This is a genomic window from Flavobacterium channae (genome assembly GCF_021172165.1).
Lineage (GTDB): Bacteria > Bacteroidota > Bacteroidia > Flavobacteriales > Flavobacteriaceae > Flavobacterium > Flavobacterium channae.
Genome location: NZ_CP089096.1, coordinates 680,128 through 696,133, shown reverse-complemented (window position 1 = coordinate 696,133; position 16,006 = coordinate 680,128). Strand labels below are relative to the sequence as shown.

Here is a 16,006-nt window from a genome sequence, read left to right as displayed (position 1 = left end):
CAATACAATATTGATAAAATGAAAAAAATAATTCTTTCCCTAGCTTTTGTGGGATTTTTATGGAGTTGTAGCCCAACTCAAACAACAACGCAACAAAATGATGTAGCAGTTACTATTGATTTAATTAATGTAAAAGATGATAAAGTAATGGTTACCGTTACACCTCCAACTTTTACAAGCGAAACGGTTACTTTCCATTTCCCAAAAACAGTTCCAGGAACCTATTCTGAAGACGATTATGGCCGTTTTATCGAAAACGTTAAGGCTTTTGACGCAAAAGGAAATCCAATTAAAGTAGCTAAAATCGATGAAAATTCATATTCTATTTCAAACGCAACTAAATTGTCAAAAATCACATATTTAGTGAATGATACATTTGATACGGAAGGTGGTGCTGGCTTTGGAGAAAGCGAAGACGTATTCTCACCTGCTGGAACCAATATAAATGCTGGAGTTAACTTTATGTTGAATACGCACGGATTCATTGGTTACTTCAAAGGAAAGGAAGAAACACCATATAAATTAACCGTTACGCATCCTGAAACTTTAATGGGAGTTTCGGCTATGACCGATGCTGATGCAAGTGCAACTTCGGACGTATTTTTAATGCCTAAGTATGCAAGTTTGGTAGAAATGCCAATCATGTATTCAAAACCGGATTTTACCTCGTTTATGGTGGATGATATGGAAATTATCATCAGCGTGTATTCTCCAACAGGAAAATATACGGCAGAACAAATTACTCCAAATATGGAAACGATGATGAAAGCGCAAAAACGCTTCTTGGGACCAATTAACTCAACAAAAAAATATGCCATCTTATTGTACTTGTCAGACATGGCAGCTAAAGATGCAAAAGGGTTTGGAGCGTTAGAGCACCCAACATCAACAACGGTAGTAATGCCAGAAATGATGGGATTAGAAATGCTACAAGAACAATTAAAAGACGTGGTTTCTCATGAGTTCTTCCACATTGTAACCCCTTTAACAATCCATTCAACAGAAATTCAATATTTTGACTTCAATAACCCACAAATGTCAGAACATTTATGGATGTATGAAGGTGTTACCGAATATTTTGCAAACTTATTTCAAGTAAATCAAGGCTTAATTGATGAAAAAGAATTTTTTGAAAGAATGGCTGGCAAAATTGCACAATCACGCCAAATGAATGACAATATGAGTTTTACAAAAATGAGTAAAAACGTATTGAATCCACCTTACAAAGACCAATACTTAAACGTATATCAAAAAGGAGCTTTAATTGCGATGTGTGTCGATATTTTAATTAGAGAAAATAGCAATGGTCAAAAAGGAATTTTAAACCTAATGCAAGAATTATCTAAAGAATACGGAACTACAAAAGCCTTTAAAGACGACGAGTTATTTGCAAAAATCACAGCATTAACTTATCCTGCTGTTGGAGAATTCTTAAAAAACCACGTTGCAGGTGAAACTCCTATTCCTTACGAAAAATATTTTGCTAAAATGGGAGTTACTGAAGCATCTATCGAAGTAGCAGGAAATCCATTTTTAAAAGGTCAAAGAGAGCCTTATATTACCGTAAATCCAAGCACAAAAGAAATCATGATTTTACCTGAAATCGAATTAAATGTATTTATGAAAACCTTAGGTTTAAAAAATAATGATACACTTTTAGCTTTTAACGACAAAAATTACAATTTAGACAACATCTACGATTTAATTATGGCAAGCATGACTTGGAAAGATGGCGATGCTATTTCAGTTAAAATCAAAAGAGATGGTAAAGAACAAACTGTAAAAGGAAAAGTAGTAATGCCAAAAGAAAAACAAGACGGCTACCAATCTACTGACAATACTAAAAAAGCAGTTCGTGAAGCTTGGTTAAGAGGTTAAAATTTGAAATTGAATTTTGCAATTGACATTGCACTTGAAAATCCTCAAAGTACTTAGTATTTTGAGGATTTTTTTATTTACTTTGCGAACACAAATTAAAATTCACAATGAAATCGAAGATTCACGAAATTCAAAATACAACAAATAATATCATGAGTAAAAAGATAGTTTTAGCCATAATTGCCGTTATCACATTAATGGCTTGTAACAAAGAAGGAGCTACAGATGCAAATGTCCACATCACGGGTAATGTAAAAGGATTAAGTCAAGGAAAGTTATATTTGCAAAGATTACAAGATTCTGTATTAATTACATTAGATAGCATAAATATTAATGGCGATTCAAAGTTTGAAAGCCACATCAAGTTAGAAAGTCCAGAAATGCTATACTTAATATTAGACCGTGGACAAACTAAATCAATAGACGATAATTTACCTTTTTTTGCTGAACCAGGAAATATTCATATAGAAACAACTTTAAAACACTTTTTTTCTGATGCCAAAGTTACAGGTTCAAAGAATCATGATTTATGGGTAAAGTTTGATAGTTTAAACAGTAAATTCAGAGATCAAAACTTAGCCATAATGGCAAAACGTTTAAAAAACGAATTAAAACCAAACCCAACCACAACAGATAGCATTGAAAAAGCCTATAAAAACTTATTAACTAGAAAATATCGTTACACTGCTCATTTTGCAGTAACAAATGGAGACAAAGAAATTGCGCCTTATTTAGCACTTTCAGAAATTGCCGATATCAATACGGCTTATTTAGACACTATTCAAAAAAGTATGACGCCAGAAGTTGCAAAATCAAAATATGGAAAAATGCTGAATGAATATATTAAAGAAAGAAAAGCGATTGAAAAATAATAAAGTAAAAACATAAGGAACCACACACTAAAAGTTGTGGTTTTTTTATATCTGTTAATGAACCATTGCTATTAACAATAACGTTAAAGTAATAATTAAGTCGTTATAAGAACAACAAAAAAACTATCAAACAAAAGAATAAAAACGTGTTAGAGGTAAAATAATTCGTAATATTATTTTGTCCTTAGTATCGAAAAAGCTCTTTCTTCTTTCTTCATCCCTATTTTCGGGTAATATTCCATTGCTGTTGGAACTGAAAGCAAAAGTATCATTGATTCTTCTCCTAATTTTTCTTTTGTCAAATAAACAAGTTTTTTCCCAATTCCCCCTTTTTTATAATCTGGATGAACAGCAAGATCGGCCAGATAACAGCTCCAAACCCAATCTGTAATTGAACGTGCAACTCCTACCAATACGTTTTTATCCCAAGCAGTAACTATTAAATTTGAACTATCATACATTTTTTGAATTCTATCTTTATCATTTGTTGGTCTTGGTAAACCAGCTTTATCATATAGATCAATTATTTGTTCTACCGAAGGTCGTTTGTCAAAACTAAATTCTAAAATCATATTTAAGTTCTTTTATTAATATCTACTACAAAAATACTTACTAAGAAGTATTAAACCCTTATCAAATAAATAAAAATTTCAACGATTAAGACGTCGTTAGCGGAAGCATCTTGCTTGTGACAGCATATTTCAAACATTTAAAAATCTTTTTATACTTTGTGTGCACAAGCGTGACACTTGCACTAGCATTTAAAAATTCTGAAATAAACTCAAAATGGTATAAAACAAAAAAACCACCACATTACTGTGATGGTTTCTTCTTTAGAGCCGATGGAGGGACTCGAACCCACGACCTGCTGATTACAAATCAGCTGCTCTAGCCAGCTGAGCTACACCGGCAACTCTATTGCGGTGCAAATATACTTCTGAAAATTAAATTTCCAAAAAAAATATGCACTTTTTTATCGCAATTTTTTAGTTTAATTCGTTTATTTTCGCAACAAATTGATTTGCAGCCGCTTCGTAATCCTTACGGATTTGTTTAAAATGCGCTTTTTTGTTTTCAACGTCTTTTTGATTTGCTCTAGTCATTAAAGTATCAAAAGTTTCGTAGATTTCATCAACTAATTTATCAGATGCTTCAGTTGGTTTTCCAGCTGTAGACATTTCCCAAATGTAAACGATGTTTACAATATCCCCTAAAACATAGTTGATTTCTTTTTTCAAGTTTTTAACGCTTGCCATTTTGTATAAATTTAAAATTTGAAGCAAAATTACATAATATATTTTGTTCTCAATACATTATATCGAAATTTCTAACAAAGTAGCCTTTCCTCTCAAAGTTAGATTTTCTATACAAGCCGGAATCAAAATCGTATCACCCATGCGATATCTTTGAATCTCTCCATTCACTATCATTTCAAATTGACCATTCGTACACATGAAAACCGTGAAAGCTTCTTTGACTTTTTTCCAAATATAAGTTTCTTGTAAGGCAATGATATTCGTAACAAAGTAGGGGCAATTTACTACACCTGCACTTTTATTTACTTCTTCTTTGTAGTCAATTTTAGAAGGTGTTGTTTGGTAATTTATAGCATCTAAAGCTAATTCTGTATGCAATTCTCTTCCATTTCCATTAGCATCTACTCTATCCCAATCGTAAATACGATACGTAACATCACTAGTCTGCTGAATTTCTGCCACTACTACCCCTGCTCCAATGGCATGAATCGTTCCGGTTTCCAAAAAGAAAACATCACCTTTTGAAACGGGATATTCATTTAGCAAATCAATTAGATTTTTATTTTCTAAATACGCTAAATATTCTTCCTTATTGGAATCTTTTTTAAATCCAACAACCAAACGTGCTGATTCATCTGCTTGCATCACATACCACATTTCAGTTTTCCCGAAAGAATTATGGCGTTCTTTAGCTAAAGTATCATTGGGATGTAATTGAATGGATAAATCCTCCTTAGCATCAATAAATTTAAAAAGTAAAGGAAATTGTTTTCCAAAACGACTAATGACCGATTTTCCTAAAATTTCTTCGGGATATAAATCGATAATTTCATTAATGTTCTTCCCTTTTAAAACACCAGTAGCAACCACACTAATATCACTAGGAACAGTTGAAATTTCCCAACTCTCGCCCGTAGTTTCAGAAACTATAGGTTTGTTGAGATAAGTTTTCAACTTGGTTCCGCCCCAAATGCGGTCTTTAAGTATTGGTGTAAACGTTAATGGATAAAACTTCATAGTCAAATAGTGAAGTGCAAAGATGCGAAAAACAATTAAAATATGCTAGAGATGGAAATTGTAAAGCAATAAAGCGTAATGAAAATTCAGAAATAATGATATTTTTTAAAACTTTAATCTGAAAAATAGTATGAAGATAAGATAGTAAGAAAGTATTGTCCCCTTAAGGGGACTTTAGGGGTGTAAAACAGATTTTTTATTTTACCTTTTGAATCGCTTTCAAAGCTCTTTCAATATGATTTTTCGCACTCATACTATCAAAAATATAAATACAATAACCCTTAGCATCAAAAACATACGTTACACGTCCAGGCAACAACCCAAAAAGTGCTGTTGGAACTCCAAATAAGCGTCGTAGTTTTCTATCTGAATCTGATAGCAAAATAAAAGGCAATTTATATTTCTGTTGAAAATTCTGATGAGAAGTAGCTGAATCACCACTTACACCAATCACTTCAGCGCCTAAATCTTGAAAATCTTGATAAGCATCTCTAAAATTGCAAGCTTGAGTAGTACAGCCTGGTGTAAAATCCTTTGGATAGAAGTAAATCACAACAGGTTTCTGATGAATTTCATGACTATCAAAAGCAGTTCCATCCTGCTTAGTAGCTTTAAAACTTGGTAATTTATCTCCTATTTGAATCGCCATAATTAGTTTCCTTTATAAGTTACAAAATTTCTAGGTGTTTCGTATAAAGTAATTTCCAACTCTTTATCAGCAGCAATCAAAACGCGAAGTTTGTTCCAGATAATATAAGCGATATGTTCCGCTGTTGGATTCAAATCTTGGAATTCTGGAACATCTTCGTTTAAATTTTTATGATCAAATGCTTCTTCAATATGTTCTTTAATTAAATCGGATAAGATTTTAGTATCAATCACATAACCTGTTTCCTTATCCACTTCACCTGTTACCGAAACAATCAGTTCGTAGTTGTGCCCATGAAAGTTAGGATTGTTACATTTTCCAAAAACTTCCTGATTTTTTTCCATAGACCAATCCTTGCGATACAAACGATGCGCAGCATTAAAATGGGCTTTTCTTGAAACAGTTACTCTCATGGCAATTTAGAATTTAGAAATTTGAATTCAGAATATAATTTTAATTTTTAAGAAATAAGATTTTTAAAATTTCTCTTATTTCTTCAATCTGTGTTCCCTAAATGAATTTTACAATTTATGATCTTCTAGATAATGATAAAACTCATCAAATATGATTTTAAACCAAACAGTATAAGCATCCGGATTAACAACCATATCTCCTTTTATAGCTTCAATAGTCATCCATTTCCAGCTTTCTACTTCATCCTCATTAATAACAGGCTCTCCATTGTAATAACCAATCATTACATGATCTAATTCGTGTTCGGTTAAACCGTTATCAAAAGGGGCTTTGTAAATGAAATGAAACAACTCTTTTAATTCTGTTTGAAAACCCATTTCTTCAAACAGGCGTCGTTTTCCAGCTTGGATGTTAGTTTCACCAGCGCGTTGATGACTACAACATGTATTAGTCCACAAAAGAGGAGAATGGTATTTGTGATGGGCGCGTTGTTGCAACATCACTTCGTTTTTATCATTCAAAATAAACACTGAGAAAGCTCTGTGCAAAACCGCTTTTTCATGTGCTTCCATCTTATTCATAAGCCCAATAGGCTCATCTTGCTCGTTGACTAAAATTACTTGTTCTTCTATCATATAGGTTATAATGCTTGTCAAAAATACGAAAAAAGATAGGATTAAATACTCGTTTTTGAGTTTGTGATAAGTTTAACGTGTGTTGAATAAAGTTTCTTCGAAACCCAAATCATGTATTAAATTGTGCTTTTTTACAATTGGAACACTTTTTTCACTATCTTTGCACCATTAGTAATGATATGAATTTCTTCTCGCAATACTTTGAATAAAAGTACTTTATAAATTTCTTGTTTATTTCGCTTGTGTGTTTTTATCCGTTTACTTTTAAAAAATACTAATTAAAATTATTAAATTTAATGGCAAGACCGCAAGAAACCTTCAACAAAAGAGAACAAGAAAAACTAAGAGCACAAAAAAGAAAAGAAAAACAAGAAAAAAAAGAAGCTCGTAAAGCCAATCCAAAATTATCAGGAGAGGATTTATATGTCTATGTAGACGAAAACGGGCACTTAACAAACACTCCTCCAGACCCTTCAAGAAGAATTGAAATTGATGTTGAGAGTATCGAAATTGGCGTTTCAAGAAGAACTGAATCCGATGAGGCACCAGCAGAAAGAAGAGGAACTATCGATTTCTTTAACGAATCAAAAGGATTTGGTTTTATTAAAGAAGTAGAAACTGGAGAAAAATACTTTGTTCACATCAGTGGCTTAGTGGATAAAGTTAAAGAAGGTAACTTAGTAACGTACGATTTAGAAAAAGGCGCTAAAGGCATGAATGCTGTAAACGTTAAAAAAATATAATTTCCCCCCTTTTTATCCCAAATTTCTTTAAATCACAGTGCAAGCTGTGATTTTTTTGTTCCTACTAAAAAATTGATTCTTTAATAATCATATCACATTATAAATCAATTCACTATTTAGAATAATTAAAAATAATGTCTTTATTATTTGGATTTATTCTAAATAGTTTTTTAAATTTGCATTGTTTAGAATTAGTCTAATTTAAAATACAAAAAAATGAAGAACTATTTATTACTTGCTATTTTGTTTTTATCAGTTTCAACTTATGCACAAAAAACTGAAGATGTTAAATCAATTAAAGCAATGTGTGGTTGCTATGAAATCAAATTCAATTTTGCAGAAACGTTTAACTACCCTAAAGATTCTGCAAATTACAAAGCATCAAAAGTAAAGCATGAAACCGCTTTAGAATGGGCTCAATTAATTGAAGATGGTACTGATAAAATTTCAATTCAGCATTTATTAATTGTTGGAAAAGGTCATATAGTAAAGCATTGGAGACAAGATTGGTTATTTGAAAACACCAAATTATATGACTACAACGGTTTTGAAGATTGGAAATTTAAATCACTTCCAAAAGATAAAGTAAAAGGTCAATGGACACAAAAGGTGTATGAAGTTGATGATAAGCCAAGGTATGAAGGTAGCGCATCATGGATTCATGCAGATGGTCGTCACTATTGGGAAAACACTACAAACGCACCACTTCCAAGAAGAGAGTATACGCAAAGAAGTGATTATAACATTACTAAAAGAACTAATGTTCACGAAATCATCAAGGATGGATGGATTCACGACCAAGATAACGATAAAATCATTAGAGACGAAAAAGGTAATGACTATGTTTTAGCGCAAGAAAAAGGTCATAATACTTATACAAAAGTTGATGATTCAAAATGTGAAGCAGCTCAAAAATGGTGGGTAGCCAACCAAGAATTTTGGAAAAAAGTTCGCACAAAATGGGATGCAGAATTTGCAAAAAACAAAGACATTAAACTAAAAAGCGATATTGATGGAAAGCCTTTATATATGCACTTAAGCAAATTAAAAGCAGACGCAAGCCAAGAAGAAATCAATACAGTAATTGACAGTTTTATAGTTTCAAAATAATGCAATTTAAAAAATACATAGGCATACTATTTTTTAATTTTTGTAGTCTATTATTGGTAGCTCAAGTAGAGACTGATTCTTTAAAAACGAGTCATCTTAAAGAAGTTATTGTAACAGGAACAAGAACTGAAAGAAGCGTTGCAACATTACCTTTGCCAACACAAATTATCACAGGCGAAAGCATTCGCAAGTCAGGATTAAGTCGTTTGAATGAAATTATTCAAGAGCAAACGGGTTTAATTACTGTACCTGATTTTGGCGGTGGCGAAGGTATTCAAATGCAAGGTCTAGATGCGGCCTATGTTATGGTTTTAATTGATGGTCAACCTCTTTTTGGAAGAAGTGCAGGAACTTTAGATTTAAGTAGAATTTCGGTTAACAATATCGAAAAAATTGAAATTGTCAAAGGTGCTTCCTCAAGTTTATATGGTTCTGAAGCATTAGCTGGAGTTGTAAATATTATCACAAAAAAAACAACAACTAAAGAACAATTAAAAGGCAATATCAATTACAAGTTGGCTACATTTAATACACATGATATTTCAACTTCGTTTGAATTTGGCAAGAAAAAAATCGGATTTGAATTGTTTGGAAATTACTTTAAAACGAATGGTTATAATCTTTCGGAAAGTAACTTTGTTCAAACAGTTGAACCCTATTCAAATTTTACTATTCAACCAAAAGTAAAAATTAATTTTTCTGACAAAGTGAATTTGCTATTAAACTCGAGAATTTACAATCAAAACCAAGACTATAAATCAGAAGTTGGAACTGATAAATTCAGAGGAAAAAGTAAAATTAATGAATGGAACAATTCTATTTTATTAAATCATGCCGTTTCTGATAACTTCAAATTAGTTTATGATTTATATGCAACTAACTATGAAGCAGATGAATATTTAAATGACGAAAACAATCAATTGTTTGATGAAAGTAATTTTAACCAATGGTTTTATAGACCTGAAATTCGTTCACATTATAAATTAGGTAAAAATACACTTACAACCGGAATTGGTGTGAATTATGAAACGCTAGAAAGAACCTATTTCGAAGAAAAAGCAAACTTAAATTCTGAGTATTTATTTGGTCAATTCGAATGGTTCTTAAAAGAAAAATGGAATGTATTGGTTGGTTTTCGTTATGACAACCATCACCAATATCAATCACAATTTAGTCCAAAAATTGGGTTAAATTATAAATGGAATGATAATCTTTCTTTAAAAACCTCTCTTGGATACGGTTATAAAGCACCCGATTTACGCCAATTGTATTTTGATTTTACCAATTCATCTGTGGGTTACACTGTTTTAGGCTACAATGTAGCAGCCGAAAAGCTTGCTGAATTACAAAGTCAAGGGCAAATATTATTTACAAACGGTTATGATTTTTCAAACCCACTTAAACCAGAAAGTTCTATAAACATCAATTTTGGTGGATATTATAAAAAGAATAAGCTTTCTGTTGATTATAATTTTTTCTACAATACCATAGAAAATTTAATTGACACAAGAGCAATTGCACAAAGAACAAACGGTCAAAATGTTTTTTCTTATTTCAATATTGACAAAATTTTCACTTATGGTTTAGAATTAAACGGAACATATAAAATTAATTCCAATTTTTCAATCAGTTCAGGTTACCAATACTTAATTGCTAAAGACCAAACCATTGTAGATAAAATTGAACGAGGCGAAATTTTCGCAAGAGATCCGATAACATTATCCTCTTTTAGACTTAAACCTAGTGACTATTTTGGACTATACAATCGTTCAAAACATACCGCAAATATTAAACTAAATTATCTAATACCATCAATTGAAACATCAATTAATGCTCGAGTTTTTTACAGAAGTAAATACGGAATTTTCGACTCTAACAACAATGCTATTTTAGATAAATACGACGATTTTGTTAAGGGATATTTTTTAACAAATCTGACAATAAATAAAGATTTTAAATATCGTTTTTCCGTTCAATTTGGAGTAAACAATCTGTTTGATTATAAAGATGAAAATAATATTCCAAATGTATCAGGAAGACAATTATATACCAGAATCCAATATCAATTTTAAAAAACAATTAATCAATAAATTTTATAATTATGATCAAATCAAATTTTTTCAAATCGGTTTTACTACTTTCAGTATTTAGTTTCTTTACCTCTTGCTCTAATGACGATGATAACACATCTGGAACAGCAACTTTAGAAACTAAAACATTCTCAAATTTATATGCACCACAAACTGGCGGAATGGGTGCACCAGTTGGAGGTGAATTTACAAAATTTAGTTTTTCTCAAAACGCAATTGTAACAAACGATTCATGGGATATTGCATTTCGTGGCACAACAATTATTGTAAATGGTGGAACTGCGATTGGAATTACAGATGAGCCAACTCGCACAGGAAATGGAGCTGTAAGTATTGTTTCAAATACTTTAGATGCTGTTACTACAATTCCAAATGTTTCCACTTTTAATCAAGATGGCGCAAGTACTTACGCGATTCCAACTGGAAGCGGAAATGGTTGGTACAATTATGACGGAGCAACAAACATAGTTACTCCAATTGCAGGAAAAGTATTTGTTGTAAAAACACATGATGGAAAATATGTAAAAATGGAAATTATTAGCTATTACAAAGATGCTCCAGCAAATCCAGATGCGACTTCGTTGACAAGATATTTTACCTTTAAATATGTTTACCAACCAAACGGAACGAATTTCTAAATACCATTTTTTTCGTTTCAAAATTAAAATCACAGTGAGAGCTGTGATTTTTTATTCCCCTAAACTCTCAGCAATTTTCAAAGCACATTTTTCTCCATCAATTGCTGCAGAAATAATACCACCAGCATAACCAGCACCTTCTCCACAAGGATACAAGCCTTTAATTTGAACGTGTTCCAATGAATAATTATCTCTTGGAATTCTAACTGGAGATGAAGTTCTACTCTCTGGAGCATGTAAAATGGCTTCATTTGTCATGTAACCACGCATGGATTTTCCGAACTGCACAAAACCCTCTCGCATGATTTGAGTTAAAAATCCAGGGAAAACTTGTCCTAATTCAACCGAAGTAGTTCCGGGAACATATGAGGTTTTTGGGATATCCTTCGAAACTTTATTTTGCGTAAAATCAACCATTCGTTGTGCTGGAACTTTTTGGGTTGAACCCGCTAAATGCCATGCTTTTTGCTCGATAGCTTTTTGAAATTCCATTCCCGCTAGCGGTCCGAATTTTTGAAACGGTTTGAAATCTTCTAATTTTAATTCCACCACAATTCCCGAATTGGCTGTAGCTTGATCGCGTTTTGAAGGTGACCATCCGTTGGTAACTACTTCACCTGGAGCCGTTGCACAAGGTGCAATTACACCACCTGGACACATACAAAACGAATACATACCACGACCATTCACTTGTTTTACAATTGAATACGGTGCAGGCGGCAAATAATCACCTCTAAAATCGCATGAATATTGAATTTGATCAATTAATTCTTGAGGATGTTCTGCACGAACACCTAAAGCAAAAGGTTTCGCTTCAATATGAACCCCTTTTTTATGTAACAATTCAAAAATATCACGAGCCGAATGTCCGGTAGCTAAAATGACTTTGTTAGCCGAAATAACCTCACCGCTTTGAAGTACAACACCTTGCATCTCGTTATTTTTGATAACAAAATCCGTCACACGAGTTTCAAACAATACTTGTCCGCCACATGCGATGATTTTCTCGCGAATATCTTGAATGATTTGAGGTAATTTATTAGTTCCAATGTGCGGATGTGCTTCCACCATAATATCAGGTGTAGCTCCGAAGCCTACTAAAAGCGCTAGAATTCGGTCTACGTCACCTCGCTTTTTAGAACGAGTATATAATTTTCCGTCAGAATACGTTCCTGCTCCACCCTCTCCAAAACAATAATTAGAGTCTTCGTTTACGATACCATCACGATTAATAGCTTTCAAATCACGTCGACGACCGCGTACATCTTTTCCGCGTTCTAAAACGATTGGTTTTAATCCTAATTCTATTAATTGCAAAGCAGCAAATAATCCAGCCGGACCTGCACCAACCACAATTACTTCTTGTTTGTTGGTAACATTAGGATAATCGGGTAATTCAATTTTAGATTCAATATAGGCTTCTCCAACTAGAAATACATTCGCTTTAATGTTAATTTTTATCGCTTTCTGACGTGCATCAATCGAACGCTTTACAACCACTACTTTCTGAATTTCTTTAGGGCTAACCTGAAATAGCTTCGCTACATGTTGGGCTAACAAACTTTCGTTTGCGGCTACTTCGGGTGAAACTTGAAATTGAAATTCGCGTGGCATAGTGTATTCATTGTTAATTATGCTGCAAAAATAGTAATTTGAAACTTGACTTTGTAACTTTGCTACTTTGAAACTTACAAAATGCGAAAAATAAAACTAATTTGGGATTTTAGAGGAGAAGCCGCCGCCAAAACAGCGGAACATCATGATATTCATCTAAACGAGTACTTAGAAAAAGAGAAAATTACACTAGAAAAAACAGGCTTTGAAATCATCAACGAAATGCATGCTATCGCTTTTATTGTAGTAGAAGAGAGAGATATGATTAGATTTAGAGATATTTTAAAACCACATCGCGGTGAAATTTATACCATAAATTAATTATGATTAGTACTATTATCAATATGTTTGGGAACAAATGTCCCAATTGCAACAAAGGAAAGATTTTTGAAAAAGGATTGTTGCATTTTAGCTTTAGTTTTCCAAAAATGCATGAAAATTGCTCCAATTGCGGAACAAAATTTGAAAAAGAACCTGGTTTTTTCTTTGGAGCTATGTTTGTAAGTTATGCTTTAGGAGTTGCTGAAGCAATTATCACCTATTTCGTTTGCATGCCGTTTTTTGAAGAAACTTTTGATTTACGTATTATTCCAATAATTGGAGTGGTGATTTTGAGTTTAACCTTAATCAATATCAAACTATCGCGAATCATTTGGATTTATATGTTTAAGGAGTATTCTGTGTAAAAAAAGAAAGAGGCTTTCTAAACAGTCGTTTGTCATTTCGAATTTATTTCGGAATCAAAAATACTTAAATTAAATATTTTTAGAAGCTGAAACGAGTTCAGCTTGACAAAACACAATGGTTAAGAAAGCCTCTTTTATTTTACTATTTAATCTTAATTTGCTACTTCGCTAATAAACTTAATTCGCATCAATCGTAATTCTTCGATATCGTAATCGCCATCGAATTCTTTCAAAGCATCTTTAATATTATCTGATTCAGAATCCATGAAATAATCGTGAATTTCTTCTTGTTGATCTTCATCTAAAATTTCGTCAATCCAATAATTGATATTCAATTTAGTTCCCGAATACACAATTTGTTCCATTTCTTTCAACAAACCATCCATATCCAAACCTTTAGCTTTAGCAATATCGTCTAAACCTAATTTTCTATCAACGTTTTGAATAATATACAACTTCAATCCAGAATTGGCTCCAGTAGATTTTACTACTAAATCATCAGGACGAATAATATCGTTATCTTCTACATATCTGTTGATTAACTCAACAAATGGTTTTCCGTATTTTTTTGCTTTTCCTTCTCCAACACCGTGAACATTACTTAACTCTTCAACAGTAATTGGGTATTTCAAAGCCATATCTTCTAATGAAGGATCTTGAAAAATAACAAATGGAGGAACTCCAAGCTTTTTCGCTTCTTTTTTACGCAAATCGCGCAACATACTCATTAAAGCTTCATCTGCTGTTCCTGTAGATTTAGCAGCTGTTACAATTGCTTCATCTTCTTCTTCGTTGTATTCATGATCTTCCGACATCATAAACGATTCTGGTTTTTTGATAAATGCTTCTCCTTTTTCAGACATTTTCAACACACCATAGGTTTCAATATCTTTTGTAAGAAGTCCCGCAACTAAAACCTGACGAATAAGTGCCATCCAATATTTTTCATCGAAACCCGAACCGCTTCCAAAATAAGATTGCGTATCTATTTTTTGTGCTTTAATAATTGCATTTACCTTACCAACTAATGCCAAAACAACTTCTTTTGACTTGAATAATTGTTTGGTATCGCGAACCATTTTTAACAAGGTAACTACTTGATCTTGCGCTTCAACTTTTTTCTTAGGATTACGAACGTTGTCATCCATATCAGCACCTTCTCCGTTTACATCGTCAAATTCTTCACCAAAATAGTGTAGCAAAAACTTACGACGCGACATTGACGTTTCTGCATAAGCAACCACTTCTTGTAACAAAGCAAAACCTATTTCTTGTTCGGCAACTGGTTTTCCTGAAAGGAATTTTTCTAGCTTCTCAATATCTTTATAGGAATAGTACGCCAAACAGTGTCCTTCTCCTCCATCGCGACCAGCACGACCCGTTTCTTGATAATAACTTTCTAGTGATTTTGGAATATCATGATGAATTACATAACGAACATCGGGCTTATCGATTCCCATACCAAAAGCAATCGTTGCCACTACAACCTCAACATCTTCCATCAAAAACATATCTTGATGTTTAGCGCGTGTTTTAGCATCTAAACCTGCATGATAAGGCACAGCACTAATTCCGTTTACTTGTAAAACCTGAGCAATTTCTTCTACTTTTTTACGTGACAAACAATAGATTACTCCCGATTTCCCTTTATGTTGTTTTATAAAACGAATAATATCTGATTCAACATTTTTCGTTTTTGTACGTACTTCGTAATATAAATTAGGACGATTAAATGAAGCTTTAAACGTATTTGCATCTGGCATATCCAAATTCTTCAAGATATCTTCTTGTACTTTTGGAGTTGCCGTAGCGGTTAATCCAATCATTGGAACGTCGCCTAATAAACGAACAATATTTCTTAAGTTTCTATATTCTGGGCGAAAATCATGCCCCCATTCTGAAATACAGTGTGCTTCATCAATAGCAACAAAAGATAATTTTACGCTATTTAAAAATTCAATATATTCTTCTTTTGTTAACGATTCTGGAGCAACATATAACAATTTAGTGATTCCTGAAGTAATGTCTTTTTTTACTTTAGCAATCTCTGTTTTATTTAAAGATGAGTTTAAAACGTGTGCAATTCCAGACTCAGAACTCAAGCTTCGAATAGCATCAACTTGGTTTTTCATTAAGGCAATAAGTGGAGAAACAACAATTGCAGTTCCATCAAGCACTAAAGCCGGTAATTGATAACATAACGACTTTCCTCCACCTGTTGGCATAATAACAAAAGTATTATTTCCTGTAATAATACTTTTAACAACCTGTTCTTGAAGACCTTTGAACTGGTTAAAACCAAAATATTTCTTTAATTCTTTATGTAAATCAATTTCGTTTGGATTCATTCTCTATTAATATGATTTTACCTAAATTTGCAAACATAAAGATACAATTTTCTTTT

General features: G+C 32.5%; 16 protein-coding genes and 1 tRNA gene. 8 read left to right on the top strand and 9 right to left on the bottom strand.

The window, feature by feature from the left end:
• Window positions 1–18 precede the first annotated feature (18 nt).
• Window positions 19–1,878, top strand: coding sequence for a M61 family metallopeptidase (locus LOS89_RS03000; RefSeq protein WP_231836284.1), 1,860 nt, complete (start codon window positions 19–21; stop codon window positions 1,876–1,878).
• A gap of 107 nt (window positions 1,879–1,985) precedes the next feature.
• On the top strand, window positions 1,986–2,750 hold the full coding sequence (locus tag LOS89_RS02995; RefSeq protein WP_231836283.1) for a DUF4369 domain-containing protein: 765 nt from the start codon (window positions 1,986–1,988) through the stop codon (window positions 2,748–2,750).
• Between the two features lie 173 nt (window positions 2,751–2,923).
• Here the strand turns inward: LOS89_RS02995 and LOS89_RS02990 are convergent, their stop codons facing one another.
• From LOS89_RS02990 to idi, 7 genes are all read right to left on the bottom strand, one after another.
• A complete protein-coding gene (locus tag LOS89_RS02990) occupies window positions 2,924–3,322 on the bottom strand; it encodes a GNAT family N-acetyltransferase (protein ID WP_231836282.1) in 399 nt (132 codons plus the stop codon).
• A 265-nt stretch (window positions 3,323–3,587) separates the two neighbouring features.
• Window positions 3,588–3,661: transfer RNA gene (locus tag LOS89_RS02985), tRNA-Thr, on the bottom strand.
• A 75-nt stretch (window positions 3,662–3,736) separates the two neighbouring features.
• Window positions 3,737–4,006 carry a hypothetical protein gene (locus LOS89_RS02980; RefSeq protein ID WP_026724519.1) on the bottom strand — a complete coding sequence of 90 codons (270 nt, stop codon included), beginning with the start codon at window positions 4,004–4,006 and terminating at the stop codon, window positions 3,737–3,739.
• Between the two features lie 57 nt (window positions 4,007–4,063).
• Complete coding sequence (locus LOS89_RS02975; RefSeq protein WP_374107727.1) at window positions 4,064–5,029, bottom strand: type I phosphomannose isomerase catalytic subunit; 966 nt, start codon at window positions 5,027–5,029, stop codon at window positions 4,064–4,066.
• A gap of 190 nt (window positions 5,030–5,219) precedes the next feature.
• Complete coding sequence (locus LOS89_RS02970) at window positions 5,220–5,672, bottom strand: peroxiredoxin (RefSeq protein WP_231836279.1); 453 nt, start codon at window positions 5,670–5,672, stop codon at window positions 5,220–5,222.
• A 2-nt stretch (window positions 5,673–5,674) separates the two neighbouring features.
• Window positions 5,675–6,085: a 6-pyruvoyl trahydropterin synthase family protein gene (locus LOS89_RS02965; protein ID WP_231836277.1), complete on the bottom strand. Its 411-nt coding sequence runs from the start codon at window positions 6,083–6,085 to the stop codon at window positions 5,675–5,677.
• A 108-nt stretch (window positions 6,086–6,193) separates the two neighbouring features.
• A complete protein-coding gene (gene idi, locus LOS89_RS02960; protein WP_231836275.1) occupies window positions 6,194–6,721 on the bottom strand; it encodes an isopentenyl-diphosphate Delta-isomerase in 528 nt (175 codons plus the stop codon).
• A gap of 296 nt (window positions 6,722–7,017) precedes the next feature.
• On the opposite strand from idi, the gene LOS89_RS02955 reads away from it, so the two are divergent.
• The 4 genes from LOS89_RS02955 to LOS89_RS02940 all read left to right on the top strand — a co-directional run bounded on the left by LOS89_RS02955 (window position 7,018) and on the right by LOS89_RS02940 (window position 11,302).
• Window positions 7,018–7,464 (top strand): cold-shock protein, encoded by a 447-nt coding sequence (locus LOS89_RS02955; RefSeq protein WP_231836273.1) that lies wholly within the window; start codon window positions 7,018–7,020, stop codon window positions 7,462–7,464.
• Between the two features lie 216 nt (window positions 7,465–7,680).
• On the top strand, window positions 7,681–8,574 hold the full coding sequence (locus tag LOS89_RS02950) for a DUF6607 family protein (RefSeq protein WP_231836272.1): 894 nt from the start codon (window positions 7,681–7,683) through the stop codon (window positions 8,572–8,574).
• Window positions 8,574–10,646 (top strand): TonB-dependent receptor plug domain-containing protein, encoded by a 2,073-nt coding sequence (locus tag LOS89_RS02945; RefSeq protein WP_231836270.1) that lies wholly within the window; start codon window positions 8,574–8,576, stop codon window positions 10,644–10,646. Before LOS89_RS02950 ends, LOS89_RS02945 begins: the two co-directional genes overlap by 1 nt.
• Before the next feature lie 29 nt (window positions 10,647–10,675).
• The gene (locus LOS89_RS02940) at window positions 10,676–11,302 is read left to right on the top strand and encodes an HmuY family protein (RefSeq protein WP_309508558.1); all 627 of its coding nucleotides are present in this window, start codon (window positions 10,676–10,678) and stop codon (window positions 11,300–11,302) included.
• Window positions 11,303–11,353: 51 nt separating this feature from the next.
• On the opposite strand, the gene LOS89_RS02935 is transcribed toward LOS89_RS02940, so the two are convergent.
• Entirely contained in the window at window positions 11,354–12,916 is a 1,563-nt protein-coding gene (locus LOS89_RS02935) for an NAD(P)/FAD-dependent oxidoreductase (protein ID WP_231836268.1), read from the bottom strand.
• A gap of 81 nt (window positions 12,917–12,997) precedes the next feature.
• Here LOS89_RS02935 and LOS89_RS02930 point away from each other — a divergent pair, with 81 nt between their 5' ends.
• Window positions 12,998–13,237, top strand: coding sequence for a hypothetical protein (locus LOS89_RS02930; RefSeq protein WP_231836267.1), 240 nt, complete (start codon window positions 12,998–13,000; stop codon window positions 13,235–13,237).
• Between the two features lie 2 nt (window positions 13,238–13,239).
• Window positions 13,240–13,602: a DUF983 domain-containing protein gene (locus tag LOS89_RS02925; RefSeq protein WP_231836265.1), complete on the top strand. Its 363-nt coding sequence runs from the start codon at window positions 13,240–13,242 to the stop codon at window positions 13,600–13,602.
• Between the two features lie 152 nt (window positions 13,603–13,754).
• Here the strand turns inward: LOS89_RS02925 and recQ are convergent, their stop codons facing one another.
• Window positions 13,755–15,950 carry a DNA helicase RecQ gene (recQ, locus tag LOS89_RS02920; RefSeq protein ID WP_231836263.1) on the bottom strand — a complete coding sequence of 732 codons (2,196 nt, stop codon included), beginning with the start codon at window positions 15,948–15,950 and terminating at the stop codon, window positions 13,755–13,757.
• Window positions 15,951–16,006 lie beyond the last annotated feature (56 nt).

Coding starts and splice junctions, on each gene's coding strand:
- LOS89_RS03000 (WP_231836284.1), top strand. CDS start 19: ATGAAAAAAATAATTCTTTCCCTAGCTTTTGTGGGATTTTTATGGAGT.
- LOS89_RS02995 (WP_231836283.1), top strand. CDS start 1,986: ATGAAATCGAAGATTCACGAAATTCAAAATACAACAAATAATATCATG.
- LOS89_RS02990 (WP_231836282.1), bottom strand. CDS start 3,322: ATGATTTTAGAATTTAGTTTTGACAAACGACCTTCGGTAGAACAAATA.
- LOS89_RS02980 (WP_026724519.1), bottom strand. CDS start 4,006: ATGGCAAGCGTTAAAAACTTGAAAAAAGAAATCAACTATGTTTTAGGG.
- LOS89_RS02970 (WP_231836279.1), bottom strand. CDS start 5,672: ATGGCGATTCAAATAGGAGATAAATTACCAAGTTTTAAAGCTACTAAG.
- LOS89_RS02965 (WP_231836277.1), bottom strand. CDS start 6,085: ATGAGAGTAACTGTTTCAAGAAAAGCCCATTTTAATGCTGCGCATCGT.
- idi (WP_231836275.1), bottom strand. CDS start 6,721: ATGATAGAAGAACAAGTAATTTTAGTCAACGAGCAAGATGAGCCTATT.
- LOS89_RS02955 (WP_231836273.1), top strand. CDS start 7,018: ATGGCAAGACCGCAAGAAACCTTCAACAAAAGAGAACAAGAAAAACTA.
- LOS89_RS02950 (WP_231836272.1), top strand. CDS start 7,681: ATGAAGAACTATTTATTACTTGCTATTTTGTTTTTATCAGTTTCAACT.
- LOS89_RS02945 (WP_231836270.1), top strand. CDS start 8,574: ATGCAATTTAAAAAATACATAGGCATACTATTTTTTAATTTTTGTAGT.
- LOS89_RS02940 (WP_309508558.1), top strand. CDS start 10,676: ATGATCAAATCAAATTTTTTCAAATCGGTTTTACTACTTTCAGTATTT.
- LOS89_RS02935 (WP_231836268.1), bottom strand. CDS start 12,916: ATGCCACGCGAATTTCAATTTCAAGTTTCACCCGAAGTAGCCGCAAAC.
- LOS89_RS02930 (WP_231836267.1), top strand. CDS start 12,998: ATGCGAAAAATAAAACTAATTTGGGATTTTAGAGGAGAAGCCGCCGCC.
- LOS89_RS02925 (WP_231836265.1), top strand. CDS start 13,240: ATGATTAGTACTATTATCAATATGTTTGGGAACAAATGTCCCAATTGC.
- recQ (WP_231836263.1), bottom strand. CDS start 15,950: ATGAATCCAAACGAAATTGATTTACATAAAGAATTAAAGAAATATTTT.